This window comes from Cyanobium sp. NIES-981, from assembly GCF_900088535.1.
Classification (GTDB): Bacteria; Cyanobacteriota; Cyanobacteriia; order PCC-6307; family Cyanobiaceae; genus NIES-981.
In genome coordinates this window covers 434,309-460,709 of sequence record NZ_LT578417.1, presented here as the reverse complement: position 1 = coordinate 460,709, position 26,401 = coordinate 434,309, and the positions used below count along the sequence as shown (strand labels likewise).

The following is a 26,401-nucleotide window of genomic DNA, read 5'->3' as shown; positions in this document are numbered from 1 at the left end:
ACCCGAACACAACCGCCTTAAAATGAGTCTCACAGAGACGCAAGGGGCCCGGTTGCGGCCCCGCAGGAGTTCCCGCCATGACCCACCCCACTGCCACCCCGCTTCGGGCCCCGCCACGGGCGCGGGACCACGATGCCCGCGAGCTGCTCTACCGCTGCACGCTCGCCACGGCCTCCCATCCGGAAAGCTGTGAGCAGCACGCCCATCACTGGGATGCCGTGGATGCCTACTTCACCTGCCTGATGGCCTGCGACCTTCTCGACCACGCCTGCTCCAGCACCTGCGTGGACGATCTGCGCGGGGCTGATCCGGGTGCAGCCGAGCCGGATGAGGCCGAACTGGATGACGCCGAGCCATGCCTGCCAGTCCCCGGGCTGGCTGGAGGCACTGCCCGTGCCAGCGGCCCATCCGCCACGGCGGCTCGCCGGTAGAACGTTCAGACAACCTGGTCGCTCCATGGCACGCCCACCCCAGGCCCCGCCCCCCAGGCGGTGGCATCTGCTGATCCCCCTGGCGGGGGCGCTGGGGGGACTGCTGGCGCTGCCGTTGCTGCTCGGCCGGCGGCTGCCGCTGCCGATCGGGGCCGCCCAGGCCACCGAACTGCCCGATCCGGCCCAGGCCCCCGGCCGCAGGGCCGGGCCCGCCCAGGTGGCGGTGCTGGCCGGCGGCTGCTTCTGGGGGATGGAGGCGATCTTCGAGGAGATCCGGGGCGTGCAGCGGGTGGACACGGGCTATGCCGGGGGCTCGGCCAGCTCCGCCACCTACGACCAGGTGAGCCGCGGCAGCACCGGCCATGCCGAGGGCATCCGCATCACCTACGACCCCGGCCAGGTGAGCTACGGCGAACTGCTGAAGGTGTTCTTCGCGGTGGCCCACGACCCCACCGAGGTGAACCGGCAGGGACCCGATGTGGGAGCGCAGTACCGCTCGGCGATCTTCACGGCGGATCCGGCGCTCCAGCGCCTGGCCCGCGCCTACATCCGCCAGCTCGATGGGGCCGGGGTGTTCCCCCGACCGATCGCCACCCAGGTGGAGGCGAGCGACCGCTTCTTCCCGGCCGAGGCCTACCACCAGGATTTCGTGCAGCGCAACCCGGCCCATCCCTATGTGGTGGTGCACGACCTGCCCAAGCTGGCCACCTTCCGGGCCACCTTTCCGGAACTGCTGCGCTAGCTCAGGGCTGCGCTAGCTCGCACCGCCGGCAGCCTCCAGGTGCTGCGCCGCGGTGGAGCGGATGGCCTCCAGCTCCGGGGCGGCCAGCTTCTCCAGCTGCTTCATCACGAGCGCCATGCGGGGATTGCGGCGCAGCAGCGGCTCGTGGCGGGCCAGGAAATCCCAGTAAAGGGCATTGAAAGGGCAGGCATCGGGCCCGGTGCGCTGCTTCGCGTCGTAGCGGCAGCCCTTGCAGTAGGTGCTCATCCGGTTGATGTAATTGCCGCTGGCGGCATACGGCTTGCTGGCCAGCAGGCCGCCGTCGGCGAACAGGCCCATGCCGAGCACGTTGGTCTGCATCACCCAGTCGTGGCCGTCGATGAACATCCGGTGGAACCAGGCGGTGAGGGCCTGGGGATCGAGGCCGGCGATCAGGCCGTAGTTGGCCAGCAGCATCAGGCGCTGGATGTGGTGCGCGTAGCCGCTGGCCGCCAGTTCGGCGAAGACGGTGTCCAGACAGTGGAGGCCGCTGCCACCGAGCGCCTCGAACCAGGGGGGCAGCGGGCGGTGGTGCTGGAAGTGGTTGCGGGCCGGGTAGGTGGGGCCGAACCAGTGGTAGAGGCCGTGGGTGTACTCCCGCCAGCCGAGGATCTGACGGATCACCCCCTCCAGGCTGGCCAGGGGGGTGCCCCGCTCCAGACCGGCCTGCTCCAGCCGGCGGATCACCTCCAGCGGATGCAGCAGGCCCAGGTTCAGATAGGGCGACAGCAGCGCATGCCAGAGGGTGGGCTGGCCGCCCACCATGGCGTCCTGGTATGGACCGAAGCCATCCAGGCGGGTGCAGATGAAGTGCTCCAGCACCTCCAGGGCCTGGCTCCGGGTGACCGCCCAGGCGAAGGGGCGGGCCTCGCCGGGAAGGGCGGGGATGGCCTCCACCGCGGCGATCACCTCCTCGGTGATGCCATCCGGAATGAAGCACAGGGGCTCGGGACCCTGGAGTCCCTTCGGGGGAGCCTTGCGGTTGGCCTGGTCGTAGTTCCACTGGCCCCCGAGGGGCTCGCCATCGGCGTCGAGGAGCACCCCGAAGCGGCGGCGGCCTTCCCGGTAGAAGAGCTCCATCCGCAACTGCTTGTAGCGGCCGGCCCAGGCGGCGAAGTCGTCCGGGCTCCACAGGAACGCGTTGGAGGGGTGCCACACCAGCCGCGGCGTGGAGGGCGAGACGCGCTGCAGCCGCTCGTGCAGGGCCACCACGGCGGTGCGGAACGGCCGGTCGGCCGGCTCCATCAGATGGAGTTCGGTGATGCCGTGCTCGGCGATCCAGGAGCCCAGGGCCTGCTCGAACGTGTCGCAGCAGACGTAATCGACCAACCAGCCGGCAGCGCGAAGTTCGGCGGCGAAATGGCGCATCGCGCTCCACACCAGCACCAGCTTCTGGCGATGAAAACGGCGCTGGGCCAGCACCGAGCGGCTTTCCACCAGCAGCACCCGCACCTCGGCCCTGCTGCCGGCGTGGGCGGCAAGGGCGCTCTGCCGGTCACGGAGCTGATCCCCAAGAATCCAGAGTCCGGTCGTCATGGGCGGAGGTTCATGGCCACCGCGGGGGCTTCCCCCGCCAGGCGGCAGGCACGGCGCGCCACGGCGGCCGCATAGCCCCGCTCCACGGGGCCTGCCGCCGGGCTGAGATGGCCGTCGCGGCAGTCCACCACCAGGCGCTCATGGCGGCCCTGCTGGTCGTTCACCCGCAGACGCAGCTGCCAGTGGTGCTTGGCACTTCGGGTGATCTCCTCGGCGCACACGGGGCCCACGCAGAGGCCTGGAGCGGCGGCGGCAGGCACGGCCGCCCCCAGCACCGCGGTCAGCGACGCCAGCAGCAGGGGCAGTCCCCACAGCAGCAGGGAGCGGCGGGCGCGCCACCAGGTGCTGACCAGCCGTGGGGTGAACGTCAACCGGCCAGCTCCAGGGGCTGTTCATTCTCCCGTTCGGAGTGGCGGCCGGGCGGAGCCTCAAGCTCCTGGTCCGGATGGAAGTAGTCCCACACCTGGCGCGCCAGGGCTGGCCCCATGCCGGGCGCCTCCGCGATCTGGGCGGGGCTGGCCAGCTGGATCGCATCGATCGAGCGGAAGTGGGCCAGCAGATCCTTGACGCGCTTGGGCCCGAGGCCGGGGATGTCGGAGAGGCGGGAACGCTTCATCCGCTCACCCCGCTGCTGGCGGTGGAAGCTCACGGCGAAGCGGTGCGCCTCATCCCGCAGCCGCCGGAGCAGCTGCACCCCCAGCTGCTCCGGCTCACTCTCCAGCGGCTGGCCTGCCCCGGGCACGAACACCTCCTCCCGCTGCTTGGCCAGGGAGCACACCACGAGGTCCTCGTGCAGATCGAGCTCGCGCAGGGCCTCCATCACGGCCGAGAGCTGGCCCTTGCCCCCATCGATCATCACCAGGTCGGGCCAGTCGTTGAGCCCTTCGGTGTGGAGGGCGGTGCCGGCCTGGCGGCGCAGCTCCCGCAGGTCGGCGCCGGCGGCCTTGGCCTGGGCCCAGCGGCGGAAGCGGCGGCGCATGATCTCCGCCATGGCCATGAAGTCGTCGGAATGGCCGGCGCGGATCGAGCTGCTCTGGATCCGGTATTTGCGGTAGTGCTGCTTGGCGGGCAGGCCGTCGACGAACACCACCTGGGAGGCCACCGCGTCGCTGCCCTGGATGTGGCTGATGTCGTACCCCTCGATGCGACGGGGTGGGGCGGTGAGCTCCAGCAGCTGGGCCAGGTCTTCGGTGGCGAGCAGGTTCTGCTCACTGGCCCGCTGGGCCCGCTGCAGCTCGTAGCTGGCGTTGCGCACCACCAGCTCGATCATCTCGGCCTTCTGCTGCCGCTGCGGCACCGCCAGCCGCACCTTGCGGCCCCGCTGCTCGCCCAGCCAGGCCTCGATCAGGTCCTGCTGGGGCAGGGGATGCTGCAGCAGCAGCTCCGGGGGAATCTCCACAGGCTCCACCTGGCTGTAGTGCTCCTCCACCACCCGCTGCAGGATCTGGCCCAGGTCCTGCTGATCCGCCGGCAGCTCCGGCACCTCCGCCATGTAGCCGAGGCGCCCCACCAGCTTGCCAGCCCGCATCTGGAACAGCTGCACCGCCGCCAGCCGCTCATCGGCCGCCAGGGCAATCACATCGCGGCTCACCGAGCTGTCGCCCGTGCTCATCTTCTGGTCGGCCGTGAGGGTGCCGATGCCCTGCAGCTGGTCGCGCACCCGGGCGGCGCTCTCGAAGTCGAGCCGCTCGGCATAGCGCTCCATCTGGGCACCCAGCAGCTCCAGCAGCTCCTCGTTGCGGCCCTGGAACACCATCGCCACCTGGCGCAGGGTGCGGTGGTAGTCCTCCGAGCTGATCTTCTGCTGACACACCCCGGGGCAGCGGCCGATGTCGTAGTTGAGACAGGTGCGGTCGCGGTAGAGGGGCTGGGGCCGCTGGCGCAGCGGGAACACCCGCTTCACCACCGCCAGGGTGCGGCGCAGCAGGCCCACATCAACATAGGGGCCGTAGAAGCGGTCGAGGGGCGAGCGGAAGCGGCGCCGGCGGGTGATGAAGATGCGCGGATAGGCCTCGCTCCAGGTGATGCAGAGGTAGGGGTACTTCTTGTCGTCCTTCAGCAGCACGTTGAAGTGCGGCTGATGGTGCTTGATCAGGTTGGATTCCAGCGCCAGCGCCTCGGCTTCGCTGTCGGTGACGATGAACTCGAGCTCACACACCTGCCGCACCATCAGGGCGATGCGGGGGCTGTGGCCGTGGCCCCGGCCGCTCTGGAAGTAACTGCGCACCCGGTTGCGCAGCACCTTCGCCTTGCCGATGTAGAGGATGCGGTCGGCGGCGTCGCGCATCAGGTAGCAGCCGGGCTCCGCGGGCAGCTCGCGGAGCCGTTCGCGCAGCCGGTCGGGTTGCTGCAGCAGGGGAAGGGCCGTCAACGCAACAGGGAGGCGGGCGGGGCGGAACCGGACGCTGGGGTCAACCGCCGTACTGCCAGCCGGTGCTGCCGAGCTCGAGGGCGGCGCCGTCCCTGTGCAGGGTGGCGGCCTTCACTTCGCCCACGAACACGGTGTGATCGCCATGGGCCACCTGGCCCACCAGCTCGCACTCCACAGCGCCGAGGGCGTTCTCCAGCACCGGCAGGCCGAGCTGGCCCAGCTGGAAGGGGGCGGCGTCGAAGCGGCCGCCCACCCCCTTCTGGGGCTTGAAGAACACGGCGGCCAGGTCCTTCTGGTCGGCGCCGAGCACGTTGAGCGAGAACCTGCCGGTGCGCTGGATCATGCCGTTGCTGGTGCTGTCGGCCCGCACGGCCATCACCACCAGGGGCGGCTCGAAGGAGCCCTGGGTCACCCAGCTGGCGGTGAAGCCGTTCACCTCGTCGCCCTCGGCGACGCCGCAGATGAACACGCCATGGGGGATCTTGCGCAGCAGGGTCTTCTTGGCTTCGGCGTTGAGCGTGGAGGCGGCCATGGCGGGCAGGGGCCCCGAGGGGGCACCGGGAACTGAACCGACTCTAGGAACGCGCCCCTGCCCGTCCGGTCCGGCCCCGGGGCTCCATAGGCTGGGGCCCATGCGCGCCCTCTATCCCGGCAGCTTCGATCCGCTCACCCTGGGCCACCTCGACCTCATCGAGCGGGCGAGCCGCCTGTTCGACGGCGTGGTGGTGGCGGTGCTGCAGAACCCGAGCAAGCAGCCGGCCTTCCCGCTCGAGCAGCGGCTGGAGCAGATCCGTTGTGCCACCAGCCATCTGCAGGGGGTGGAGGTGGGCAGCTTCGACGGCCTCACGGTGGACTGTGCCCGCCGCTGCGGCGCCCAGGTGATCCTGCGGGGCCTGCGGGCCCTGAGCGACTTCGAGTTCGAACTGCAGATCGCCCACACCAACCAGAGCCTGGAGGCCCGGGTGGAGACCCTGTTCCTCGCCACCGCTGTCCACCACAGCTTTCTGAGCAGTTCGGTGGTGAAGGAGGTGGCCCGATTCGGCGGGGATGTGCAGCACATGGTGCCGCCTGGAGTGGCACAAGACCTGGCGAAGCTTTTTAATCGGGCGGAATCCAGGACGTCCGGCCATGGCTGAAGCCCATATCACCGTGCTTGATCAGATCGACCAGATCGAGGATCTCCTGCTGGATGGCACCCGGGTGCCGTTCAGCGGCGGCAGGCTGGTGAATGAGCAGGACGCCATCGAGGTCATCGACGCCGTGCGCGAGGCCCTGCCTGCCCAGCTGGGCCAGGCCGTGGAACTGCTCCGCCAGCGTGAGGAGTTCATCGCCCAGGCCCGCAAGCAGGCCGAGGAGATCCTGGCCACCGGCAAGCGGGAGCGGGAGCAGCTGATCAGCTCCGCCTCGATCCGGCAGGAAGCCGAAAAGCAGGCGGCCGAGATGCGGGAGCAGACGCGTCAGCAGTGCGAGCAGCTGCTGATGCAGGGCCGCCAGCAGGCGGCGGCCGCAGAGCAGGAGCAACAGGCCCGCCTGGCCCAGCTCGAGCACCAGTTCGCCAGCCGGCGCCAGCAGCTGGAGCAGGAGGCGGCCGAGCGCAACCGGCTGCTGCTGGAGCAGCACGAGCGCAACCGCCAGCAGGCGATGGCCGAGCTGGAGCAGATCCGCCAGGAGGGGCTGCGGGTGCAGCGCGAGAGCCAGGCCGAAGCCGAGCGGCTCCACAACGACGCCCTGCAGTTCCGCCAGCAGACCCAGCAGCAGTGCGATGCCCTGGTGGCCCGCAGCCGCAAGGAGGCGGCGGCCGTGAGTGAAGGGGCCAACCGCTACGCCGAGCAGGTGCTGGGCGAGCTGGAGGGCCGGCTCAAGGAGCTGGGGCAGGTGGTGGTGGCAGGCCGGCGCGAGCTGGTGCGGCTGCAGGTGCCCGAGCAGGGTGAGGTGGTGCCCGTGGCCGTGGAGCAGCCCACGCCCACCACCCGCCGCCGCCGCACTCCGGCGGCCCTGCGCCAGCTGGCGGGCTGACGCCCCAGCTCCGATCCTGGGCAGGGGCAGGCAGGAGCCGGGCCTGGAGGCCGATTCAGACGAGCCGCATGGACCAGGCGGCGGCGCTGGTCTGGCGGGAGGGAACGATCGGCGTGGACCTGATCGTCGTCCTGAAGCTCAGGGCGAGGGAGAGGCCCGCAGGGGAAGGGCAGAGCGGTGGACGCAGCCGCAGCCGCTGACGTCGCCGGAGGCGGCCAGGCTTCACAGCACGGCTGAAAAGCTGGCCTTCCCTTTGTCGTCAACCATGAGGATGCCGGTTTCAAAGTCGAAAAGCTTGCCCTTCCTGGTGCCGCCGATCTTCTCGAAGCCCGCAACCGCCATCACGACCCCGGCCGAGGAGATCGTGCCGCCAGCAGCATCAATCCAATACGTCCCCTCGCCGAGCAGCACCCTGTCTCTCCTGCCGGCCCCGCCATCGAAGCGACCCGTGCCAAAGCCCTTGAGGGTGTCGTTGGACGTCCCGAGGTCGACCAGTCCTTGGCCACTGAATCCGCCCTTGAGCGCATTCACCACGTCGCGGCCCCGGCCGGTGCTGATCACGCCATCGTTGAAGATTCCATGGAGACCACCCTCGCCGGTGATCACATCCTTGGCGCGACCGGTGACGAGGGTTCCGAGGTTCCTGATGCCGCAGTCAGCAGCGATGCCGGTGACTGTGTCTTTGCCGTTGCCGGTATCCAGGCGGCTTCCGGGCATGAGCTGGATGCCGATCGCCTCCAGGCTGAGGCTCTGGGGGACCTGGGAGCCTTCACCCACACTTTCACCCACAACGGTGTCTTTGCCCGCTTGCGTGTTGACATCACCCAGCACGTCCCAGCCTGTGGGCGCCCCGGAGTTTCGGGCGACATCGCGGCCGCTGGAGAAGAGATCACTCCGCAGTTCAGCCATGGGGATCAGAGTCGCTCGTTGAACCCCGGGGCTTGAAGCCAAGGCGTCCAGATGGCGAGGAAAAGCCGCGCCCTCACCCGGGGCACAGCTGGGTCTGCTGAGCCTGGCGCAGCACCTGGCCGATCGTGGTGTTGGGCTGATAGGCCCCGTTGCTGATGGCACTCACGTAGCGGGGGCCAGCGGAGGTGAGCAGCACGCCGCTGATCGAGCGCACCCCGGTGAGGGTGCCGGTCTTGCCATAGAACTGGCCCTGCAGGGGGGTGCCCACGTAGAGCCGCCGCAGGGTGCCCCGCTGGCCCGCCACCGCCATCGAGGCCAGGTAGTTGCGGCCGTAGGGGTGCTGGTCCATGCGCAGCAACAGGGCGGCCAGCAGACGGCTGGTGAGCCGGTTGGCGCGGTCGAGCCCGCTGCCGTCCGCCACCCGCACCCCCTGCATCGGCAGACCCTGCTGGCCCAGCCACTGGGTGGTGCGTTGCTGGGCCTGTGCCAGGTTCCAGCTGTCGGCAGCCTGGCGCATAAGCACTTCCGCGGTGAAGTTGTGGCTCTCGGTGTTCGCCAGGCTGAGCAGGTTGTGCATCGGAGCCGAGGGCTCCTGGTGCAGCAGCACCGCGTCGGGCGGCAGGGGGGTGGTGGCCGGCACCAGGCTCACCTGCACCGCGCCGCCCTGCTGGCTCACCGACTTCTGCAGCAGGGCCTGCAGCCGCGAGGGCGGATTCATCACCGCGTCGTTGATCGCATTGCTCGTCACCGCCAGGCGGGTGATCGGCGCGCCGTAGGCGTAATAGCGGTCGCCGGGATGCCAGCCCTGGGGCCACCAGGCCTGCTTCGGCTCCTCGGCGATCTGCAGCCGCACCACTCCGCTGGGCTCCCCGGTGGAGCCACCGGAGCCGAGCGCCAGCTTGGTGAGCCGCTGCAGCTGCGGCAGGGCCAGATCCGGATCCCCTTCCCCGGTGAGGCGGTAGCTGCCATCGGGCAGGCGCCAGAGGCGGGTGGCCAGGCGGTAGTCGGGGCCGAGCCGGTCCAGGGCGAAGGCCGTGCTGAGCAGCTTCTGGTTCGAGGCCGGCACCCGCGGACGCATGCCGTTCACATCCGCCAGCAGCCGGCCGCGGGAATCCGCGATGGTGATGCTCCAGACGCCGGCTTCTGCCCCCAGCACCGCCTGCACCCGCTGCTGCAGGGCCGGGCAGCTCAGCTGACTCTGCAGCTGGGGCAGGCCGATGGCCGGCGGAGCCGGTGGGAGGCTGGCGAGCGGGGCCGGCTCCAGTTGCAGCGTGGTGATCGCCGGGCGCTGCTGCGCCAGTGCCGCTCCGTCCAGCAGGGGCAGGCTGAGCGGCACAAGCGCCAGGAGGCCGATGCGGCGCGCGCCGGGACGGCGCTGGCAGGCTGGGATGGGCATGGTCAACTCCCCTGAACGGTGATGCCGGTGACGGTGCCGTTGACGCGGTAGCCCTCCCCCTCGATCTCGATCGGGGCCCCCACCTTCACGGTCTGGTTGCCGAACACCACACCGCCGCTGGCGCGCCGGCCCTGGGCCTTGAGAACGAAGCGGGCATCGAGATTGCTGAAGTCGCGGCCGCTGGGGTCGGCGGCGGTGACCACCGAGCCATCGGGCTGCACGGCCACCAGCCGGCGCTGCAACTGCTGGATCCGCTCGATGCCCACGCTGCCGTGGGGCTGGTTGCGGATCACGATCGCCACCTTGCCCTCCGCTCGGGCCGCCTCGATCAGGCCGGTGGGATCGGCCACCGGAATGCCGCGCACATCCACCATCACCGTGACGGGAACCACGCCACCGGTGGCCTGGGCCACGGCACTGGAGAGCTTCGGACTCCAGACCACCCCCCCGGCAGCCAGCAGCACAGCGGCCAGGGCACCGGCATCCACCAGGCTCCAGCGGCGGGTCTTGGCGGCAGGGGGCTGGCTGGTCATCGGCGCTGGCAACGTCGGCCGCACTGTACGGGCGTTGTCACGGCCGCACCATGGACCCCTGAACAGAAGCCTCAGTTGCGCAGGCCCTCGAGGAAGGCATCGATCGCCTGCAGATTGCCGGCCAGGCCCGGCCCTGCCTCACCGGCCAGGGCGGCCGCCCGCTGTTCCCCATCCGGCTTCTGCTCGAAATCGGCCACGAAGCGGTGGCCGTCAGGATCGCGGCGGTAGAACTGCCAGGGTTCCGGATAGGCGCGGCGCAGGGCTCCCTCCGCCAGAGGGATCAGGGCATAGGCGCTCTGCCAGTCGGCCAGGAAGCCACGGCGGCGCTCCCGGGCGACACTGCCGATGCCCACGGCGGCGTCTTCCAGGCTGCCGTTCAGCATCAGCACCAGGCCGCGGTGGAGGGCACACACCTGTTCCACCGCGTCGTAGTCGGCAGGGGTGGGACCCACCAGCACCAGCAGGCCCTGGCTGCCGCCATCGGCCTGCTGCAACCGCATCTGGTCCCGCAGGCTGCCCAGCAGCGGCGCCGAATCCGGGGCATCGCGCTTGGCCAGGGCCGTGGCACCGGCGTCCGGCAGGAGCATCCGCACCTCGGGGCGGGATGGACGCAACGCCTCCAGCAGCCGCAGCGCCAGCGGCAGGATCCGCAGCCCCTCGAAGCGGAATTCCGCCGTCCACAGGCCCCTGTCGCCGGAGCCCAGGGCAGCCTGGATCGCCGTGAGTGCTTCGGCCTCGGCACGGCGCAGATCGGCGGGGAGCATGGCGTTCCCTTGGGAAGGCCCGACCCTACCCAGCGGCCTGGTCCGGCTGAGCCGTTGCCACCGCCCCGGCCTCGAGATCGTCCATGGCACGCTCGAGGAGGCCGGCCACGCCCCCCAGCGCCGCTGGCTCGAGCCAGGGCCCGAGGCTCAGCCGTATCCCGCTGGCGGCCTCCTCCCGTGGGTATCCCATGGCGGTGAGCACCGCGCTGGGCGCGGCGCCGCCGGTGGCGGCACCCACGCCGCTGCTGCAGGCGGATCCGCTGCTGATGGCTACGCCCTGGCGCCAGAGGGCCTGCACCAGTCGGCGGCCGGACAGGGGCCGGCCATGCCGGTCGCTGACCAGGAGGCTGATGTGGTGGGGCAGGCGCTGGCCCGGTGAGCCGAGAGGATCCACGCCGCTCAGCCGCAGGCCGGGACGCTGCAGCAGCTGGCGCAGCAGGCTGTCCCGCAGCGGCCCCAGGGGATCCTCGCCGCCCCGGTCCCGCAGACGCTCCACCGCCAGCTCCAGAGCCGCAGCGAAGCCGGCGACCAGGGCCACGGGCTCGGTGCCGCCACGGCGGCCGCCCTCCTGGCCACCGCCGGGCAGAAGCGGCGCGAACGGCAACCCCGGCCGCACCAGCAGGGCCCCCACGCCGCGGGGGCCCTGGAGCTTGTGGGCCGCACAGCTGAGCAGATCCACCGGCAGCTCATCGAAGGCCACGGGCCGATGCCCGACCACCTGCACCGCATCCACATGCAGGATCACCCCGGCCCGGCGGCAGAGGGAGCCGATCGCCTGGAGGGGCTGAACCGTGCCCACCTCACTCTGGCCCCAGATCACCGAGACGAGACGGGTGGGAGGCGCCAGCAGGGCCTCGAAGCTCTCCAGATCCAGCAGTCCCGCTGTGTCCACCGGCGCCTCGACGATCCGCCAGCCGCGCTGGGCCAGCACCGCCGCCGCCGCCAGGGTGGCGGGGTGCTCCACCGCCGTGATCAGCAGCCGGCCCACCGGCAGCAGCGCCGCCGCACCCAGGAGCGCGGTGTGAATCGCTTCGGTGCCACCCGAGGTGAACACCAGAGCGGCGGGATCACAGCCGAGGCAGCGTGCCGCAAGCCGTCGTGCCCGTTCGAGGGCTTCGGCGGCCTGGAGGCCGAAGCCATGCAGGCTGGAGGGATTGGCCCAGGCCTCCCGCTGCACCGCCGCCATGACGTCGAGCACCTCGGGAGCCGGGGGCGCCGTGGCACAGGCATCGAGGTAGAGAGGAAGGGCGCTGGGCACGGCCGCCCGGCGCTGTTCAGCCACCGAGGCTGGAAGGCCGCTCGGCACGGGAACGGATGCGGTTCTCCAGCGAGTTGGTGGCGAGGTTGACCAGATCGTCGAGGGAGCTGGAGCTGAGCAGCGCCTCCACGCGGGCACGGGCAGCGGCGGAAGGGCAGTCGTCGGGGCGGATGCAGCCCCGCACGCAGGCCGTGGCGCAGTCCACACCGGCCACCCCCTCGGAGACGCGCTGCTCGGCGTTCGCCGGTGCGTCCACCGCTTGGAGGACCTCCGCGTCCGGCGCTTCGGGGCCCTCGGGATCCCACAGGGAAGGGGCGATGACGGCATCGAACACGGCCTCAGCAGGCCCGGTCATCCACACGTGGCCGTCGGCGGGCTCCCAGGCGATCTGCAGGGGACCGCCGGGGAGGTCCACCCGAGCGGATCGCTCCGCCAGGCCCAGGGCATGGCACACCACCAGGGTGGCGCAGGCGCCGGTGCCGCAGGCCAGGGTCGGGCCGGCCCCCCGTTCCCACACCCGCATCACCAGGTGGTCGGGAGACAGCACCTGCACGAAATGCACATTGGTGCGGGCCGGAAAGGCGGGATGCACTTCCAGGGCGGCCCCGAAGCGCTCCAGGTCCACCGCCTCCAGATCCGACACGGGGATCACCACATGGGGATTGCCCATGCCCGCGGCTCCCACCCTGAAGCTCTCCCCGTCGGCCTCGAGGGTGCCCTGGGGGATGCCCGCCTCGCCCGGCTCCAGGGTGGTGGGCACAGCGGCAGGGTCCAGGAAGGGCGGCCCCATGTCCACGCGCACCGTGCCGTCGCTCTGGAGTTCCGGCACGATGCGGCCGGCCAGGGTCTCGATCTGCCAGCGCCGGCCGGGCAGATCCCCATCGCTGTCCGCCAGGAAGCGGGCCAGACAGCGGATGCCGTTGCCGCACATCTCCGGCTCGCTGCCGTCGGCGTTGAAGATGCGCATGCGCAGCTCGCCGCCTTCCCGGGGCGGGGCAGCCACGATCACCCCGTCGGCGCCGATGCCGAACCGGCGGTCACACAGCCGCTGGATGCGTCCGGGGGTGAGATCGAAGCAGTCGTCGCTGCTGGAGGCTTCCCGGCCATCAAGCATCAGGAAATCATTCCCCAGACCTTGATATTTGCTGTACTGCAGCACGATGGAACATCTCTCAGCCTGCTGCCGATCCTATGCAGAGCTTTCTCGAGCGCCGGCCCATCTCGCTGGACACGTCGCAGCCGAGCGTGCGCCATGTTCAGGACCTGATCCGCCGCAAGCAACCGGTGGCGATCCTGATCGGGGGCGGCACCGAGCTCGAAGGGGTGATCCGCTGGCAGGATGTGTACTGCATCGGCCTGCACCCCGGAGAGGATCCGGCGGCCGACCTTCCCCTGATGCTGATCAACCGGGAGCAGGTGGCGGTGATCCGCAGCCTCACCTGAACGGGCCTGTGGCACCATCAGCTGTTGGGTTCCAGGCCTGACGTGAGCGAGAGCAGCCGCTACCAACCGCAGGCGATCGAGGAACGCTGGCAGGAGCACTGGGAACGGGGGCAGCTGCACCGCACACCCGATCCCGGCGACGCCCCCGGCGAGCCGTTCGTGGCCCTCTCGATGTTCCCCTACCCATCGGGGAACCTGCACATGGGCCACGTGCGCAATTACGTGATCACCGACGTGATCGCCCGGGTGCAGCGCATGCGGGGCCGGGCCGTGCTGCATCCGATGGGCTGGGACGCCTTCGGGCTGCCGGCCGAGAACGCGGCGATCGAGCGGGGGGTGGACCCGGGCGCCTGGACCGACCGCAACATCGCCAGCATGCGGCAGCAGCTGCAGCGCCTGGGGCTGTCGATCGACTGGGACCGGGAGCTGGCCACCTGCCACGCCGACTACTACCGCTGGACCCAGTGGCTGTTCCTGCAGTTTCTCGAGGCCGGCCTGGCGTACCAGAAGGACGCCACCGTGAACTGGGATCCGGTGGACCAGACCGTGCTGGCCAACGAACAGGTGGACAGCGAAGGCCGCTCCTGGCGTTCCGGGGCCCTGGTGGAAAAGCGCCAGCTGCGTCAGTGGTTCCTGAGGATCACCGCCTACGCCGACCAGCTGCTGGACGACCTGCCGGCGTTGGAGGGCTGGCCGGAGCGGGTGCACACGATGCAGGCCAACTGGATCGGCCGCAGCAGCGGCGCCGAACTCCACTTCGCCGTGGTGAACGACGAGGGGCACGACACCGGCGAGCACATCCCCGTGTTCACCACCAGGCCCGACACCCTGTTCGGCGCCAGCTACCTCGTTCTGGCGCCGGACCATCCTCTGGTGGCGACGCTCACCAGCGCCGAGCAGCAGCTGGCGGTGGAGGCGTTCTGCGATCTGGTGAGCCGCCAGAGCGAGCAGGAGCGCACCGCCGACGACAAACCCAAGCGGGGCGTGCCGATCGGAGCCCGGGTGCGCAACCCGGCCAATGGCGAGCTCATCCCCCTGTGGATCGCCGACTACGTACTGGCCGACTACGGCACCGGTGCCGTGATGGGGGTTCCGGCCCACGACCAGCGGGACTTCGTCTTCGCCCGCCAGTACGAACTGCCGGTGCGGCAGGTGATCATTCCCGCCGGCAGCGATGAGCACGCCTACGAGGGCGGAGCCTGGACCGATCCCGGCATTCTCATCCACTCCGGCCCGTTCGACGGACTCACCAGCGCCGAGGCCAAACAGGCCATCACCCGGGCCGCCGAGGAGCAGGGCTGGGGCGAAGCCAAGGTGCAGTTCCGCCTGCGCGACTGGCTCATCTCCCGCCAGCGCTACTGGGGCTGCCCCATTCCGGTGATCCACTGCGACAGCTGCGGCGTGGTGCCGGTGCCGGCCGATCAGCTGCCGGTGGAACTGCCGCGGAACGTGGCCTTCAGCGGCAGGGGGGGCTCCCCCCTGGCCCAGCTGGAGAGCTGGTGGCAGGTGCCGTGTCCAAGCTGCGGCCAGTCGGCCCGGCGGGAGACCGACACCATGGACACCTTCATGTGTTCCAGCTGGTATTTCCTGCGCTACAGCGACCCCCACAACACCAGCCTGCCGTTCAACCGCGCGGCGGTGGATTCCTGGTTGCCGGTGGATCAGTACGTGGGCGGGATCGAGCACGCGATCCTGCATCTGCTCTACGCCCGCTTCTTCACCAAGGTGCTGCGCGACCGGGGCCTGCTCGGTTTCGGCGAACCCTTCAGCCGCCTGCTCACCCAGGGGATGGTGCAGGGCATCACCTACCGGAATCCCGTGAGCGGCAGGTATGTGGCTCCGGCCGACGTGGCCGATCCCACCGATCCCCGGGATCCGATCAGCGGCGAGGTGCTCGACACCTTCTACGAAAAGATGTCGAAGTCGAAGTACAACGGGGTGGATCCGGCCGTGGTGATCGATCGCTACGGCGCCGACACGGCCCGGATGTTCATCCTGTTCAAGGCCCCACCGGAAAAGGATCTGGAGTGGGACGACGCCGATGTGGAAGGGCAGTTCCGCTTCCTGCAGCGGATCTGGAGGCTGGTGGATGGGGCCCTGGCCCGTGGTCTGACGCTGGCCCCTGCTGAACAGGGCGGCGGGGGGTCCGGAACTCTCCCCACGGCCGATCTGAGCCCAGCTGAGCGGGAGCTGCGCCGTGCCGTGCACACCGCCATCGCCGCCGTGAGCGAAGACCTGGACGGTGACTTTCAGTTCAACACCGCCGTGTCGGAACTGATGAAGCTCAGCAACGCCATGGCCGAGCACCTGGAGGCCAGCTCCGAGCCGGTGGCCCGTGAAGCCCTGCGCACCCTGGTGCTGCTGCTGGCTCCCTTTGCCCCGCACCTGGCCGAGGAGCTCTGGAGCCAGCTGCATGGCCGGGAGGCCGGCGAGGCAACCATCCCCGGCAGTGTGCATCGGCAGGGCTGGCCAGAGCTCGATCCGGAGGCGCTGGTGCGCGACACCATCCCCCTGGTGATCCAGGTGAAGGGCAAGGTGCGGGGCTCCCTCGAGGTGCCGGCCGATGCCGACAAGGCCGCGCTCGAGGCGATCGCCCTGGCCAGCGACATCGCCGCCAAGTGGCTGGAGGGCAAGCCTCCCAGCCGGGTGATCGTGGTGCCGGGCAAGCTCGTGAACCTGGTGCCATGAGCCCGGGCGCCTCCGGGCTGCTGCAGAGCTGGCAGGTCTGGGCCGGCCTCGCCGCCGTGAGTGCCGCCCTCACCTCCCTGTTCGCCAAGCTGGGGCTGCAGGGGCTGCAGCCCGATGTGGCCACCTTTCTGCGCACCCTCGTGGTGGTGCTCTGCCTGGCGGTGGTGCTGGCGGCCAGCGGCCAGCTCCAGGGGCTGGCGCTGGGCAGCCTGCCGCGGGCCAGCCTGCTGGCCTTGGCCCTCTCGGGGCTGGCCACGGCCGCCTCCTGGCTCTGTTACTTCCGTGCCCTGCAGCTGGGGCCGGTGGCCCGGGTGGCGCCGATCGACAAGTTGAGCGTGGTGCTGGTGGCCCTGCTGGGGGTGCTCGTGCTGGGCGAGCAGCTGGGCTGGCGCAGCTGGCTGGGGGTGGCCCTGATCGCCCTCGGGGGCGTCCTAGTCGCCCTGCCCTGAGAGTGCCCCGGCAGCCGTGCGGCGCAGCTGGGTGGCGTACGGACCGTGCCCATCCAGACAGGCATTGCCGCAATGGCAGCCGAGGCTGATGGCCATCGCGTCGGTCCAACCGGCAGCCAGGCCGGCCGTGACCCCAGCGGCGAAGGAATCGCCGGCCCCGTAGGCATCGCGCACGGGGCGCTGCCGTGCCGGAGCCTCGAAGCGGCCGAGGGGCCAGGCCTCGCCCCCGTCGCCGCCGGCGGTGGCGATGCGCAGCCGCGGTGGAGGCTGCAGCGCCTCCGGCGGCAGCTGCTCGGCCGGATCGAGTCCACTGCCGACCAGGGCATCGAGCCGCACTCCGGCCTGCTGCAGCACCGGCAACCGCAGCCTTGGCGTGGCCGCCAGCACCCGCGCCGAACGGCAGCGCCGCAGGGCAGGTGCATCGGCGGCGGTCACGAACACGCCATCCCAGCTGCCGAGCCGGTGCCAGGGCAGGGGATCGGCGGCCGCGGGGTTGAGGCGCTCGCCGATCACCGTGATGGTGCGTTCGCCGCTGCGGTCGCTGTAGGTGATGCCCCGGCGGGTGGGCTGCTCGCGCCAGGCCACGTGCAGCTCCAGGCCGAGCGCCTCCAGCTCCGCGGCGGCCCGCTCGCCGGTGGCGTCCCGGCCCAGGGCAGTGAAGAACGGCACCGGGCGGCCGGTGAGACGGGCCAGCTGCACCGCCACCACGGCGCCGCCACCGGCGGGGAGATCGAGGGCGGCAGCGCAGGAGAGGATCTCGCCGGCCGTGGGCAGATGGTCGACCTCCAGGAAGGTGACCACCTCCACATGGCCCACCACCCCCAGCTGCAGAGGGGGCAGGGGCGGCAGCGCCGCCAGGGGGCAGGGGGAGAGGCTGGAGGCCATGGGCGCTGGGAGCCGGGCTGGGAGCCGGGCTGGGAGCCGACCTGAACAGCGGCTGCCCTCCCACAATGACGGGCAGCGATGGGCCCCTGGTGCGACTGCTGCACACCTCCGACTGGCACCTGGGCCGCAGCTTCCACGGCCATGACCTCCTGAGCCATCAGGCGGAGGCCATGGATCGCCTGGTGGAGCTCAGCCGCGAGGCGGCCGTGGACCTGGTGGTGATCGCCGGTGACCTCTACGACCGGGCCATCCCGCCGGCCGAGGCGGTGCGGCTGTTCACCGACACCGTGGCCCGGCTGCGGCAGGGCGGAGCGGCCGTGGTGGCGATCGCCGGCAACCACGACTCCCATGTGCGCGTGTCGGTGTACGACGAGCTCCTGTCGGCCCTGGACGTGACGATCCGGGGCCGCTGGCAGCGGTCCGATCAACCGGTGCTGGTGACACCCCGGCAGGGGGGGCAGCCCGTGGCGGTGTACCCCCTCCCCTACCTGGAACCCCTCCTGGACGGCCCCGAACTGCTGAGGCTGGGGAAGCCGGAGGCCGAGGGTCAGCGCCTGCGCCATCCGGAGGTCACCGCCCTGGCGGTGGAGCGGATCCGGGCCGATCTGGCGCGGCGGGCCGGCACCCGCTCGGTGCTGGTGGCCCATGCCTTCGTGGCCGGCGGCAGCAGCTCGGAATCGGAACGGGACCTCTCGGTGGGCAACGCCGAGGCCGTGCCCGTGGGCGCCTTCGCCGGCTTCGACTACGTGGCCCTCGGCCATCTGCACGGCTCCCAGCAGCTGGACGGCCCCCGCCTCGCCTACAGCGGCACCCCCCTGGCCTACTCCTTCTCCGAGCAGCATCACGTGAAGTCGGTGCGGCTGGTGGAGCTGGCGGAGGAGGGAACGCCCCGGGTGGAGGTGGTGCCCCTGGGGGTCGGCCGCGCGCTGCGCAGCCTCAGCGGGGAGCTGGAAGCCCTGCTGGCCGATCCCCGGCTCGAGGACGCCAGGGGCGCCTGGGTGCGGGCCGAGCTCACCGACCCGCTGCTGCCACCCCAGGCGATGGCCCGCCTGCGGCAGCGCTTTCCCCATGTGGTGGAACTGCGGCACCGCCGGCCCGAAGGCGACGCCGTCGGACCGAGCGAACGCAGCCAGCGGATCCGCAGCGCCCAGGGGCCCGAGCAGCGGTTGCTCGCCTTCTTCGCCGATCAGCAGGGCCGGCCGCCCCGGCCGGAGGAAGCGCGGTTGCTGCAGCAGGCCCTGGCCGCCGCCGGCCGGCGGGCGGACTGAAGCAAAGCGAACCATGCGCCCCCACCTGCTGGAGATGGAAGCCTTCGGTCCCTACGCGGACCCGGTGACGATCTGCTTCGACACCCTCTGCCGCGACGGCCTGTTCCTGATCCACGGCAGCACCGGTGCCGGCAAGACCTACCTGCTCGATGCCCTCTGCTTCGCGCTCTACGGCGAGGTGAGTGGCGAACGCAGCCTCAAGGGGCTGCGCTCCGATCACGCCCCGCCCCAGTCCCTGCCGCAGGTGAGCCTGGAGTTCTCGGCGGCGGGCGGCCGCTGGCGGGTGGAACGCCAAGCCGCCTGCGAGGTGGCGAAGAGTCGGGGCCAGGGCACCACCAGCAAGGGGGCCAAGGCCGCTCTGTGGCGGCTGCAGGGCGGGGAGCCGCAGCCGCTGGCCTCCGGCGTGCAGGAGGTGGGGCGGGAGGTGGCGCGGCTGGTGGGCCTCGATGCCGCCCAGTTCCGCCAGGTGATCCTCCTGCCCCAGGGGCGCTTCGCCGAGGTGCTGCGCGCCCGGGACGAAGACCGGGAGGCCCTGCTCAAGACCCTGTTCGACACTTCGCTCTATGAACGGGCCATGGGCTGGCTGGCGGGACAGGCCAAGACGGCCGAGGAGGGGCTGCGGGAGCGGCAGCGGCAGCAGCGCCACCTGCTGGAGCAGATCGCCGCAGCCTGGGAACCCTGGCAGCGGGAGCGGCAGGCCGCCGAGGAGCCGTCAACGGAGCTGCCTTTCGAGCTCCTCCCCGAGCATCTCCCCACGGTGCAGGGTGCGATGGGGGCCTTGGAGCGCGAGGCCGCCCTGAGCCTGGATCGGGCCGAGGCACGGTTTCTGCAGGCCCAGGCGGGCCTGGCCGAGCTCCGGGGCTGGGCCGAGCTCTGGGACCGCCGCCACCGCGCCCAGGCACGGCTGCAGGAGCTGACCCAGCAGCATGGGGCCATGGCCGCGCTCCAGGCGCGGCTGGCGCTGGCGGAACGGGCCGAGACGCTGCGCTCCAGCGTGCTGTCCGAAGCCGAGGCCCGCCAGCGACGGGAGGAGGCGGAGGCCCGGTGCGGCCAGCAGCTGGAGCGGCTGCGGCGCCTGCGGGATGCCGCCTCGCAGGCCCCCGATGCGGTGATGGCGCTCAGCCCGCTGGAGCTGCCCGAACCCCCGCAGCTCACCGCAGCGCTGAACGCTCTGGCCGTGCGGCAGGGAGAACTGGAACAGCTGCTCACGCTCGCCGCGGAGCGGCGGCAGGCGCAGCGGGAGGTGGAGCAGGCCCAGCAGGCCCGTCAAGAAGCCACCGACCGCATCGCCCGCGGCCAGGCGCTGCTGGCCCAGGAACAGGCGCGGCTCGATGGCCTGCAGCAGCCCCTGCTGCAGGCCCGCAGCGCCCGTGACGGGCTCCATGGCCTGGAGCTGGCCGCTGGGCAGGCCGCTCGCCTCACCACGGCCCTCCAGCAGCGGCAGGAGGCGGACCGGCAGCTGCAGAAGGCCAGCGCGGCGGTGCTGGCGGCCGAGGCCGCCCAGCAGCAGGCCAGGGGCCACCAGCTGGATCTGCGCGAACGCCAGCTGCAGGGGATGGCGGCCCGGCTGGCCGCGGATCTCCAGGCGGGCGAGCCGTGCCCGGTGTGTGGGTCGCGGCACCATCCCCAGCCGGCGCCAGAGGCTGCCGATGCGGTGGCCGACACGGCCATGGCAGCGGCCGAACGCCAGCTGGAGGAAACCGGCCGGGTCCTGGTGGCCGCCCGCTCCGCCCAGGCACGTGTGCAGGCCCAGCTGGAGGCGCTGGAGGGCCAGCTTCAGGCGGGCGGGATGACTACGCTCGCGGCCGCGAAGGCCGAAGCGGCCAGGGCCGTCGCCGCGCTGGAGGCGGCCCGCAGGCAGGCCGGCGCCCTGGACGCCCTGGAGGCCGAACGGCAGCAGGCGGAGCAGCGGCTGCAGCACTACCGGGAGAGGCTGCAGCAGCGGGAGAACGAACTGATCAGCTGTCGCCAGGGGCTGGCGCAGCAGGAAAAGGGCCTGGCCGACCTGACCCGGCGGATCCATGCCGGGCTGGGGGGAGACCACGACCCTGCCGCGTTGCTCCAGCGGATCCAGGGCCTGATGCGCTCCCTCGAGAGCCTGATCGACGCCGCCCGGGAGCGCGCCCTCGCCCTCAGCCGCGAGGCGGAGGCGCAGCGCCGTCTGGCCGGCGATCTGGCCGGCGCGGGGTTCAGCGATCCCCAGGCGCTGCTGCAGGCGCTGGTCCCCGAAGCCGAGCGGCTGGGCTGGAGCCGCACCCTGCAGCAGTACACGGCGGATCAGGCCCTGGCCCAGGGCGTCCTGGCCGAGCTGGCCGGCCAGGAGCTGCCGGAGAAGCGGCCGGATCTGCCGGCCGCCGAGACCCTGCTCGCGGCGGCGGATGCGGCCCGTCGCGACGCTCTGGCCCGCTTCACCCGCGCCGAAACCGCCCTCACGGCGATCACCGGGCTGATCGAACGCCACGGATCGGGTGCAGCGGCACTGGCCGCCCAGCAGCGGCAGGCCGATCTGGTGCAGGGCGTGGCCGCCCGCTGCCTGGGGCAGAGCGATCCCCACATCTCGCTGCAGCGCTGGGTGCTCTCGGCCTACCTGGAGGAGATCTGCGGCTACGCCAACCAGCGCCTCAGCCAGATGACGGCCGGTCGCTACGAGCTGCGCCTCTCGGACGGCTCGGGCCAGCGCCGCGGCAGCAAGGCGGGGCTGGGCCTGCGGGTGCTGGATGCCTACACCGGCGAGGAGCGGGAGGTGTCGAGCCTCTCGGGAGGCGAAACCTTCCAGGCCTCCCTCGCCCTGGCCCTGGGGGTGGCGGATACGGTGCAGGCCCACAGCGGCGGCGTGGTGCTGGAGGCGTTGTTCATCGACGAGGGCTTCGGCAGCCTCGATCCCGACAGCCTGCACCTGGCCATGGACGAGCTGGACCGCCTGCGGGAGGGCGGTCGCATGATCGGCCTGATCAGCCATGTGGCGGCGCTGCGCGAGCGGATCCGCACCGGTCTCGAGGTGGTGGCCAGCGAGCGGGGATCGCGGGTGGTGGTGGGCACCCTGGAGGCCGCGTGAGGGCGAGGGCCTCCTGGTTCCAGCGGCGCCGCAGCAGTCTGCTGGCGGGTGCCCTGGCCCTGCTGCTGCTGCTGACGCAGGCTCTGCCCCAGGGTGTGGCGCAGGGGCTGGAGGAGGGGCTGAGCACGGGCCTGGCGCTGCCCCGCGGCACACCCACCCGGCCACTGCCCCAGAGCAGCGAGGAGCTGGCGAGCCGCTCTCCCTTCAGCCAGCCGGCCTCCTACCCCCTCGATCAGCGGCCGGATCCGGCGCTCTACCGGCCCCACGCCAGCTGGATCGGCCGGCTGATCCTGCCCACGGTGGCCGAAACCGTGCGCACCCCGGGCGACTGGGTGTGGGTGGACGTGGAACAGGCCCCTGCGGGTCAGGAGGCCCTGATCGGCCGCAGAGTGCGGCTCACCTGGGCGGAACTGCCCCGCCTGCGGAACCTGGTGGACACGGTGACCACGCCGGTGCGCCTGGGGCAGGCGGCCCGGGAGGCCGCCGCCGCCGCCAATGTGGTGCCAAGCAGGCTGGACGGGCGGCTGGCGGTGGGACCGCTGCAGTCGCTGGCCGGAGCCCGCCCCCGCGACGACATGACCGTGCGGCTCGAGGGGGTGAGCAGCGACGGCGACGGCCTGCGGATCCGCCGTCCCCCGGTGCAGACCACCGGCCGCTGGATGGGCCTGGTCACGGTGCTGGGCGCAGCCGAAGCGAGCGGCGAGCCGCAGCTGTGGCGGGTGCGCCACTACGACGCCGGACGGCACGGCTTTGTCGGCCCGGAGGAGACGATCCGCATCCCCCGGCTGCCGCCCGACCGCTTCGGGCGGGTGATGCTCGATCCGGCCGGCCTGCCCTCCTCGCCGCTGAATGCCGAAGGCTGGCGGATCTTCGGAGCTCCCGCCGCCGATGGCGTGTTCACGGTGCAGGCGCTGCAGCCGCGGGCGCTCACCCGCCTGAATCCGGACCGGGTGGTGCGGGGCACTGCGGCGGGGCTGGGGGCCATCAACCGGGACAACTGGTCGGCCGAGGCCCTGCAGAGGGGCAGCCTGTGGAGCACGGCCCTGGTGCCGGACGGTGGCGCGGGACTGCCCCTCACCAGGGTGGGACAGCGGGCCCTGCTCGTGCACCTGTTCGGCGGCATCGGCGGAGCGGAGGGGGAGCCGACGCCGGGCTGGACCGTGACCGGGCACTTCGCCTTCGGCGAGGCCGAGGTGGTGCGCGATCCCCTCAGCGGCGAGCCGGAGCTCACCCTGCGCTACCACCAGATCTACGCCAACAACCCCAACGGCATCGTGGCCGGCAGCCAGGACTGGAGTGCCTACGCCGGCAGCCTGCAGCGGGGCTGGGTGGGCACCCGTCCCCTCTCCGATCTGCTGGTGCCCCTGGAAGGCTCCCTGCTCGACGCCCTGGCCCTGCAGGCGGAGATCCTGAGCGCCCGCTACCGCAGCGGCGACGGCAGCGGCGTGGCCCTGGTCACTCCGGCCACCTCCTGTGTGCAGGATTCCAGCCAGGCCCTCTGGATCGCCCTCGACGGGCTGCGGCAGCAGCGGCGGCGGGGGTCCTTCGGGGCCGACACCCGTCTGCAGCGCCTGGCCGAGGGCCTCGATGCCCTGCTCACCCCCTTCGGCATGGTGCGCGCCGACTGGCGCCACAACGCGGCGGTGACCCTGAGCGCCGGCACCGGGCGGGACCAGGCCACGCCGATGGGTGAACGGTTCGTGAGCAGCCAGCGGCTTGCGGCGGTGCTGCTGAGCTGGCGATCGATGCTGCCGCGGCGGGCCCACGACGGCATGGCCACGGTGTTCCTGCGGGCCGGACTGCCGCTGTGGATCCTGCGCACCAACCAGATTCCCGGCGCGGATCCCTCCCTGGCTCCGCTGGCCCCCACCACCGTGCTGGGCCGGCTGCCGGTGGTGGGCACCCTGCTGCAGCGGCTGATCGATGCCCTCTTCCCTCCGGTGCTCGGGCCGCCCCTGCTGCAATCGGTGCTGGTGCTGGCGGTGTATGGGGCGCTGGCGCTGGCGCTGGGGTTCCGCAGCGGGTTCCTGCACGGACCCTGGCAGTGGCGCCCGTGGCCGGTGGTGCTGCGCCACGGACTGGCCCTGCTGCTGATGCCGGCCATCGGTGAGGAGCTGCTCTTCCGGGTGCTGCTGCTGCCCCACCCGCTCGAGGGGGTGAGCCCGGCCTCGATGGCGGCCTGGGGCGCCCTGAGCGTGGGCCTGTTCGTGCTGTACCACCCGGTGGCGGCACAGTTCTGGTACCCCCGCGGGCGGGCGGTGTTCCGCGATCCCTGCTTTCTGGTGCAGTGCACCCTGCTGGGCGCCGCCTGTGTGCTGGAGTACGGCCTCACCGGTTCGCTCTGGTCGGCGGCGGGGCTCCACTGGCTGGCGGTGCTGATCTGGCTGGAGCCCCTGGGGGGCCGCCGGGCGCTGTGAGCGAGGCTCCGCCCCGTCAATCCATCGGCACCTCCACGAATTCCACCAGCCCCTCGCGCAGGAGCACCTCGGCGATGGCGGGGCCGGTGGACACCCGCCGGATCCGTTCGGTGACCCGGGCCAGGGCCTGGTGGGGGTCGCTGCCGAGCGGCAGGGTGGCCAGCACATCCGGCAGGGCCAGCTGGCCGATGGCGATCACGGGCTGACCGGCCACCACCCCGGCCTGCAGGAACTGGGTGAGGGTGAGGATTCCCAGCGGCGACGTGGTGCCCGTGGCCAGCGCCAGATTGGTGAGCCGCGTGGCGATCGAGGTGCAGCGGTGCGCCACCGTGCCGGTCCCCACCGCGCCGGTGAGTTCCGCCACCGGGGCCAGCCCGGAGCCCGCCAGGGGAGGCACCGCCATCGGATTCACCACCACGCTGTAGGTGGGGCGGGGGATCAGACCGAGGCCGATCCAGTAGCGGCCGCCGTCCACCACGCAGCTGAAGCCGTACACCGCCTCACCGCTGAGGCGCGCCACGCCGGGTTCCCCGACCTGCGGGGCCGGCATCGCCCCGGCCGGGGCCGGCAGGCCGAGCGCGAAAGCCAGGCCAGCCGCGGCGGTGGCAGCGGCCACCAGGGGGGAGCGGAGGAGCGGGGGGAACGGCGACACGGGCAACACACAGGGCTGGATGGCATGTTGGCCCACCCCGTCAGCGCCGGCGATAGCGGCGGGAGAACGCCGTGGTCAGGCGGCCCGCCGGCCCCTCCGGCAGCCAGCGGGTGAGGCCGGCGATCAGCTGGTTCAGCAGGCCCGGCACCACCACCGTGCGGCGGCCATCCAGGGCGGCCAGGGTGCGACGGGCCAGATCGTCGGCCTGCATCCACATCGCCCCGGGCAGGTTGCGGCGCATCCGCTCCTCCACCCCCAGCACGGCGTGGAACTCGGTGTGGACATAGCCGGGGCACAGGGCGATCACCCGCACGCCGCTCTCCCGGTTCTCCAGGGCCAGCGACTGCGAGAAGCGGATCAGAAAGGCCTTGGAGGCGCCGTAGAGCGCACTGCCGGGAAGGCCTGGAACCAGTCCGGCCAGCGAGGCCACGTTGATGATCCGGCCGCCTCCGGCACTCCGCATCGCGGGCAGCACGCCATGGCAGAGGGCGGCACAGGTGCTCACCATCAGCTGGAGCATGGCCTCCACCCGGCCCCAGGGCACCTGGTGGAACGCCCCCCCGAGCCCGAAGCCGGCATTGTTCACCAGGGTGTGCACCGTGAGATCCCTCTGCAGCAACTGCTCCAGCAGCCGCCAGGCGGCCTCGGGTTCCGCCAGATCGCTGCAGAGGCAGAGCACCTCCACGCCATTGGCACCGCGCAGCTCCTCCGCCAGGGTCTCGAGGCGATCGAGCCGGCGGGCCACCAGCACCAAGGGAACGCCGTTGCGCCCGGCCTCGCTCGCGAGGGCCCGGGCCAGGGCGGCTCCGATGCCGCTGGAGGCACCGGTCACCAGCGTGCACGGGCGTGAGCCGGGTGTGGCGCGCAGCAGTACGGGTTCGTGCTGCCGCTCGAGTCTCTCAGCCAGATGGAGGCAGGCGTCCATCTCCTGCCAGAGCAGCTCCCGGCGCTCGGACGTGACGGCGTAGGAGCGGTGGTGCAGATCCCGCCCCAGGTAGCGGAGGGCCGCTCCGATGCGCTGCCAGTCGTCGTGGCTCAGCCCATGGGCGAACCCGCCGGGCTGGGGGTGGGGATCGGCAGACACGGGGCGGTACCGGCGGCTGCGGCTGACGCTACGGAGGCACTGACGGGCCCGGCCCCCGGGTGCCGCGCCCGCCCGGGCCGGCGCAGCGGCGGCGGCGGCCGGTGGGGCGTGGCGAGGGGTGAAGCCCGCAGGATCCGCCGCAGGGCCCGCCAGCCATCCAGCAGACAGAGCACCGCCGCGAGCAGCAGGAGCAGCAGCTCCCGGGTGGGTGGGGCCCCGGCGCTGACAGCGGGCTGCGGCACAGCGGGCTGCGGGGCGGCCGGCTCCGGGGCGGCCACAGGCAGGTGGACGTCAGGCGGAGCCTGATCCGGGTGCTCGATGACAGGGGCGGCGGCAGGGGAAGGGGACGCCGGCCGCGGCTGGAGGGCGAAGGGCACGTCCAGCGCCACCTGCCAGGGTGCGGGCGGGTGGGCCCGCCAGTAGGGCTCCATGCGGCGGGCGCGCAGCCGTTCGGAGAGGGTGGGAATCATGGGCCGGGGCTCTGGA

Annotated in this window: 24 protein-coding genes; 10 read left to right on the top strand and 14 right to left on the bottom strand. The window is 72.0% G+C overall.

Annotation, left to right across the window (positions count from 1 at the left end; all coding sequences use genetic code 11):
- The first annotated feature begins 77 nt into the window (after positions 1 to 77).
- Both CBM981_RS02385 and msrA read left to right on the top strand, forming a co-directional pair.
- Positions 78 to 431 carry a hypothetical protein gene (locus CBM981_RS02385; RefSeq protein WP_087067106.1) on the top strand — a complete coding sequence of 118 codons (354 nt, stop codon included), beginning with the start codon at positions 78 to 80 and terminating at the stop codon, positions 429 to 431.
- Positions 432 to 456: 25 nt separating this feature from the next.
- A complete protein-coding gene (gene msrA, locus CBM981_RS02380; RefSeq protein ID WP_087067105.1) occupies positions 457 to 1,173 on the top strand; it encodes a peptide-methionine (S)-S-oxide reductase MsrA in 717 nt (238 codons plus the stop codon).
- 12 nt (positions 1,174 to 1,185) lie between these two features.
- On the opposite strand, the gene CBM981_RS02375 is transcribed toward msrA, so the two are convergent.
- The 4 genes from CBM981_RS02375 to CBM981_RS02360 all read right to left on the bottom strand — a co-directional run bounded on the left by CBM981_RS02375 (position 1,186) and on the right by CBM981_RS02360 (position 5,630).
- The gene (locus tag CBM981_RS02375) at positions 1,186 to 2,727 is read right to left on the bottom strand and encodes a cryptochrome/photolyase family protein (RefSeq protein ID WP_087067104.1); all 1,542 of its coding nucleotides are present in this window, start codon (positions 2,725 to 2,727) and stop codon (positions 1,186 to 1,188) included.
- Entirely contained in the window at positions 2,724 to 3,032 is a 309-nt protein-coding gene (locus CBM981_RS02370; RefSeq protein WP_087069125.1) for a hypothetical protein, read from the bottom strand. The genes CBM981_RS02375 and CBM981_RS02370 overlap by 4 nt, the downstream gene beginning before the upstream one ends.
- A gap of 62 nt (positions 3,033 to 3,094) precedes the next feature.
- Positions 3,095 to 5,098, bottom strand: a complete 2,004-nt coding sequence (uvrC, locus tag CBM981_RS02365; protein ID WP_087067103.1) for an excinuclease ABC subunit UvrC — start codon at positions 5,096 to 5,098, stop codon at positions 3,095 to 3,097.
- A 40-nt stretch (positions 5,099 to 5,138) separates the two neighbouring features.
- Positions 5,139 to 5,630 carry a flavin reductase family protein gene (locus tag CBM981_RS02360; RefSeq protein ID WP_087067102.1) on the bottom strand — a complete coding sequence of 164 codons (492 nt, stop codon included), beginning with the start codon at positions 5,628 to 5,630 and terminating at the stop codon, positions 5,139 to 5,141.
- A 100-nt stretch (positions 5,631 to 5,730) separates the two neighbouring features.
- On the opposite strand from CBM981_RS02360, the gene coaD reads away from it, so the two are divergent.
- Both coaD and CBM981_RS02350 read left to right on the top strand, forming a co-directional pair.
- Positions 5,731 to 6,234, top strand: coding sequence for a pantetheine-phosphate adenylyltransferase (gene coaD, locus CBM981_RS02355; protein WP_087067101.1), 504 nt, complete (start codon positions 5,731 to 5,733; stop codon positions 6,232 to 6,234).
- On the top strand, positions 6,227 to 7,114 hold the full coding sequence (locus tag CBM981_RS02350) for a hypothetical protein (protein WP_087067100.1): 888 nt from the start codon (positions 6,227 to 6,229) through the stop codon (positions 7,112 to 7,114). The genes coaD and CBM981_RS02350 overlap by 8 nt, the downstream gene beginning before the upstream one ends.
- 222 nt (positions 7,115 to 7,336) lie before the next feature.
- Here CBM981_RS02350 and CBM981_RS02345 read toward each other — a convergent pair whose 3' ends face one another.
- The 6 genes from CBM981_RS02345 to dapF form a co-directional block, all read right to left on the bottom strand.
- Positions 7,337 to 8,023, bottom strand: a complete 687-nt coding sequence (locus CBM981_RS02345) for a hypothetical protein (protein WP_087067099.1) — start codon at positions 8,021 to 8,023, stop codon at positions 7,337 to 7,339.
- Between the two features lie 73 nt (positions 8,024 to 8,096).
- The gene (gene dacB / locus CBM981_RS02340) at positions 8,097 to 9,419 is read right to left on the bottom strand and encodes a D-alanyl-D-alanine carboxypeptidase/D-alanyl-D-alanine-endopeptidase (protein ID WP_087067098.1); all 1,323 of its coding nucleotides are present in this window, start codon (positions 9,417 to 9,419) and stop codon (positions 8,097 to 8,099) included.
- A 2-nt stretch (positions 9,420 to 9,421) separates the two neighbouring features.
- Positions 9,422 to 9,952 carry a DUF4330 domain-containing protein gene (locus tag CBM981_RS02335; RefSeq protein ID WP_087067097.1) on the bottom strand — a complete coding sequence of 177 codons (531 nt, stop codon included), beginning with the start codon at positions 9,950 to 9,952 and terminating at the stop codon, positions 9,422 to 9,424.
- A gap of 71 nt (positions 9,953 to 10,023) precedes the next feature.
- A complete protein-coding gene (locus CBM981_RS02330) occupies positions 10,024 to 10,716 on the bottom strand; it encodes a DUF1995 family protein (protein WP_087067096.1) in 693 nt (230 codons plus the stop codon).
- Between the two features lie 25 nt (positions 10,717 to 10,741).
- Positions 10,742 to 11,998 (bottom strand): cysteine desulfurase family protein, encoded by a 1,257-nt coding sequence (locus tag CBM981_RS02325; RefSeq protein WP_225867484.1) that lies wholly within the window; start codon positions 11,996 to 11,998, stop codon positions 10,742 to 10,744.
- Entirely contained in the window at positions 11,991 to 13,133 is a 1,143-nt protein-coding gene (gene dapF / locus CBM981_RS02320; RefSeq protein WP_087067095.1) for a diaminopimelate epimerase, read from the bottom strand. Before dapF ends, CBM981_RS02325 begins: the two co-directional genes overlap by 8 nt.
- A gap of 32 nt (positions 13,134 to 13,165) precedes the next feature.
- Here dapF and CBM981_RS02315 point away from each other — a divergent pair, with 32 nt between their 5' ends.
- Genes CBM981_RS02315 through CBM981_RS02305 form a run of 3 tightly spaced genes read left to right on the top strand, consistent with a single transcriptional unit; the run spans position 13,166 to position 16,554 of the window.
- Complete coding sequence (locus CBM981_RS02315; RefSeq protein WP_087067094.1) at positions 13,166 to 13,417, top strand: hypothetical protein; 252 nt, start codon at positions 13,166 to 13,168, stop codon at positions 13,415 to 13,417.
- A gap of 24 nt (positions 13,418 to 13,441) precedes the next feature.
- Positions 13,442 to 16,105, top strand: a complete 2,664-nt coding sequence (gene leuS, locus CBM981_RS02310) for a leucine--tRNA ligase (protein ID WP_369801663.1) — start codon at positions 13,442 to 13,444, stop codon at positions 16,103 to 16,105.
- Entirely contained in the window at positions 16,102 to 16,554 is a 453-nt protein-coding gene (locus tag CBM981_RS02305) for an EamA family transporter (protein ID WP_087067092.1), read from the top strand. Before leuS ends, CBM981_RS02305 begins: the two co-directional genes overlap by 4 nt.
- Here the strand turns inward: CBM981_RS02305 and CBM981_RS02300 are convergent.
- Positions 16,537 to 17,439 (bottom strand): PfkB family carbohydrate kinase, encoded by a 903-nt coding sequence (locus CBM981_RS02300; RefSeq protein WP_087067091.1) that lies wholly within the window; start codon positions 17,437 to 17,439, stop codon positions 16,537 to 16,539. The two genes, CBM981_RS02305 and CBM981_RS02300, sit on opposite strands and share 18 nt — an antisense overlap.
- A gap of 65 nt (positions 17,440 to 17,504) precedes the next feature.
- On the opposite strand from CBM981_RS02300, the gene CBM981_RS02295 reads away from it, so the two are divergent.
- The 3 genes from CBM981_RS02295 to CBM981_RS02285 are packed head-to-tail and all read left to right on the top strand — an operon-like array spanning position 17,505 to position 24,179.
- Positions 17,505 to 18,707: an exonuclease SbcCD subunit D gene (locus CBM981_RS02295; RefSeq protein WP_087067090.1), complete on the top strand. Its 1,203-nt coding sequence runs from the start codon at positions 17,505 to 17,507 to the stop codon at positions 18,705 to 18,707.
- A gap of 13 nt (positions 18,708 to 18,720) precedes the next feature.
- The gene (locus tag CBM981_RS02290) at positions 18,721 to 21,762 is read left to right on the top strand and encodes an AAA family ATPase (RefSeq protein ID WP_087067089.1); all 3,042 of its coding nucleotides are present in this window, start codon (positions 18,721 to 18,723) and stop codon (positions 21,760 to 21,762) included.
- A complete protein-coding gene (locus CBM981_RS02285) occupies positions 21,759 to 24,179 on the top strand; it encodes a type II CAAX prenyl endopeptidase Rce1 family protein (protein ID WP_087067088.1) in 2,421 nt (806 codons plus the stop codon). Before CBM981_RS02290 ends, CBM981_RS02285 begins: the two co-directional genes overlap by 4 nt.
- A 16-nt stretch (positions 24,180 to 24,195) precedes the next feature.
- Here CBM981_RS02285 and CBM981_RS02280 read toward each other — a convergent pair whose 3' ends face one another.
- From CBM981_RS02280 to CBM981_RS02270, 3 genes are all read right to left on the bottom strand, one after another.
- Positions 24,196 to 24,795: a hypothetical protein gene (locus CBM981_RS02280; RefSeq protein ID WP_172820795.1), complete on the bottom strand. Its 600-nt coding sequence runs from the start codon at positions 24,793 to 24,795 to the stop codon at positions 24,196 to 24,198.
- A gap of 76 nt (positions 24,796 to 24,871) precedes the next feature.
- On the bottom strand, positions 24,872 to 25,915 hold the full coding sequence (locus tag CBM981_RS02275) for an SDR family oxidoreductase (RefSeq protein WP_087067086.1): 1,044 nt from the start codon (positions 25,913 to 25,915) through the stop codon (positions 24,872 to 24,874).
- Entirely contained in the window at positions 25,867 to 26,385 is a 519-nt protein-coding gene (locus CBM981_RS02270) for a hypothetical protein (protein ID WP_087067085.1), read from the bottom strand. The genes CBM981_RS02275 and CBM981_RS02270 overlap by 49 nt, the downstream gene beginning before the upstream one ends.
- Between the last annotated feature and the right edge of the window lie 16 nt (positions 26,386 to 26,401).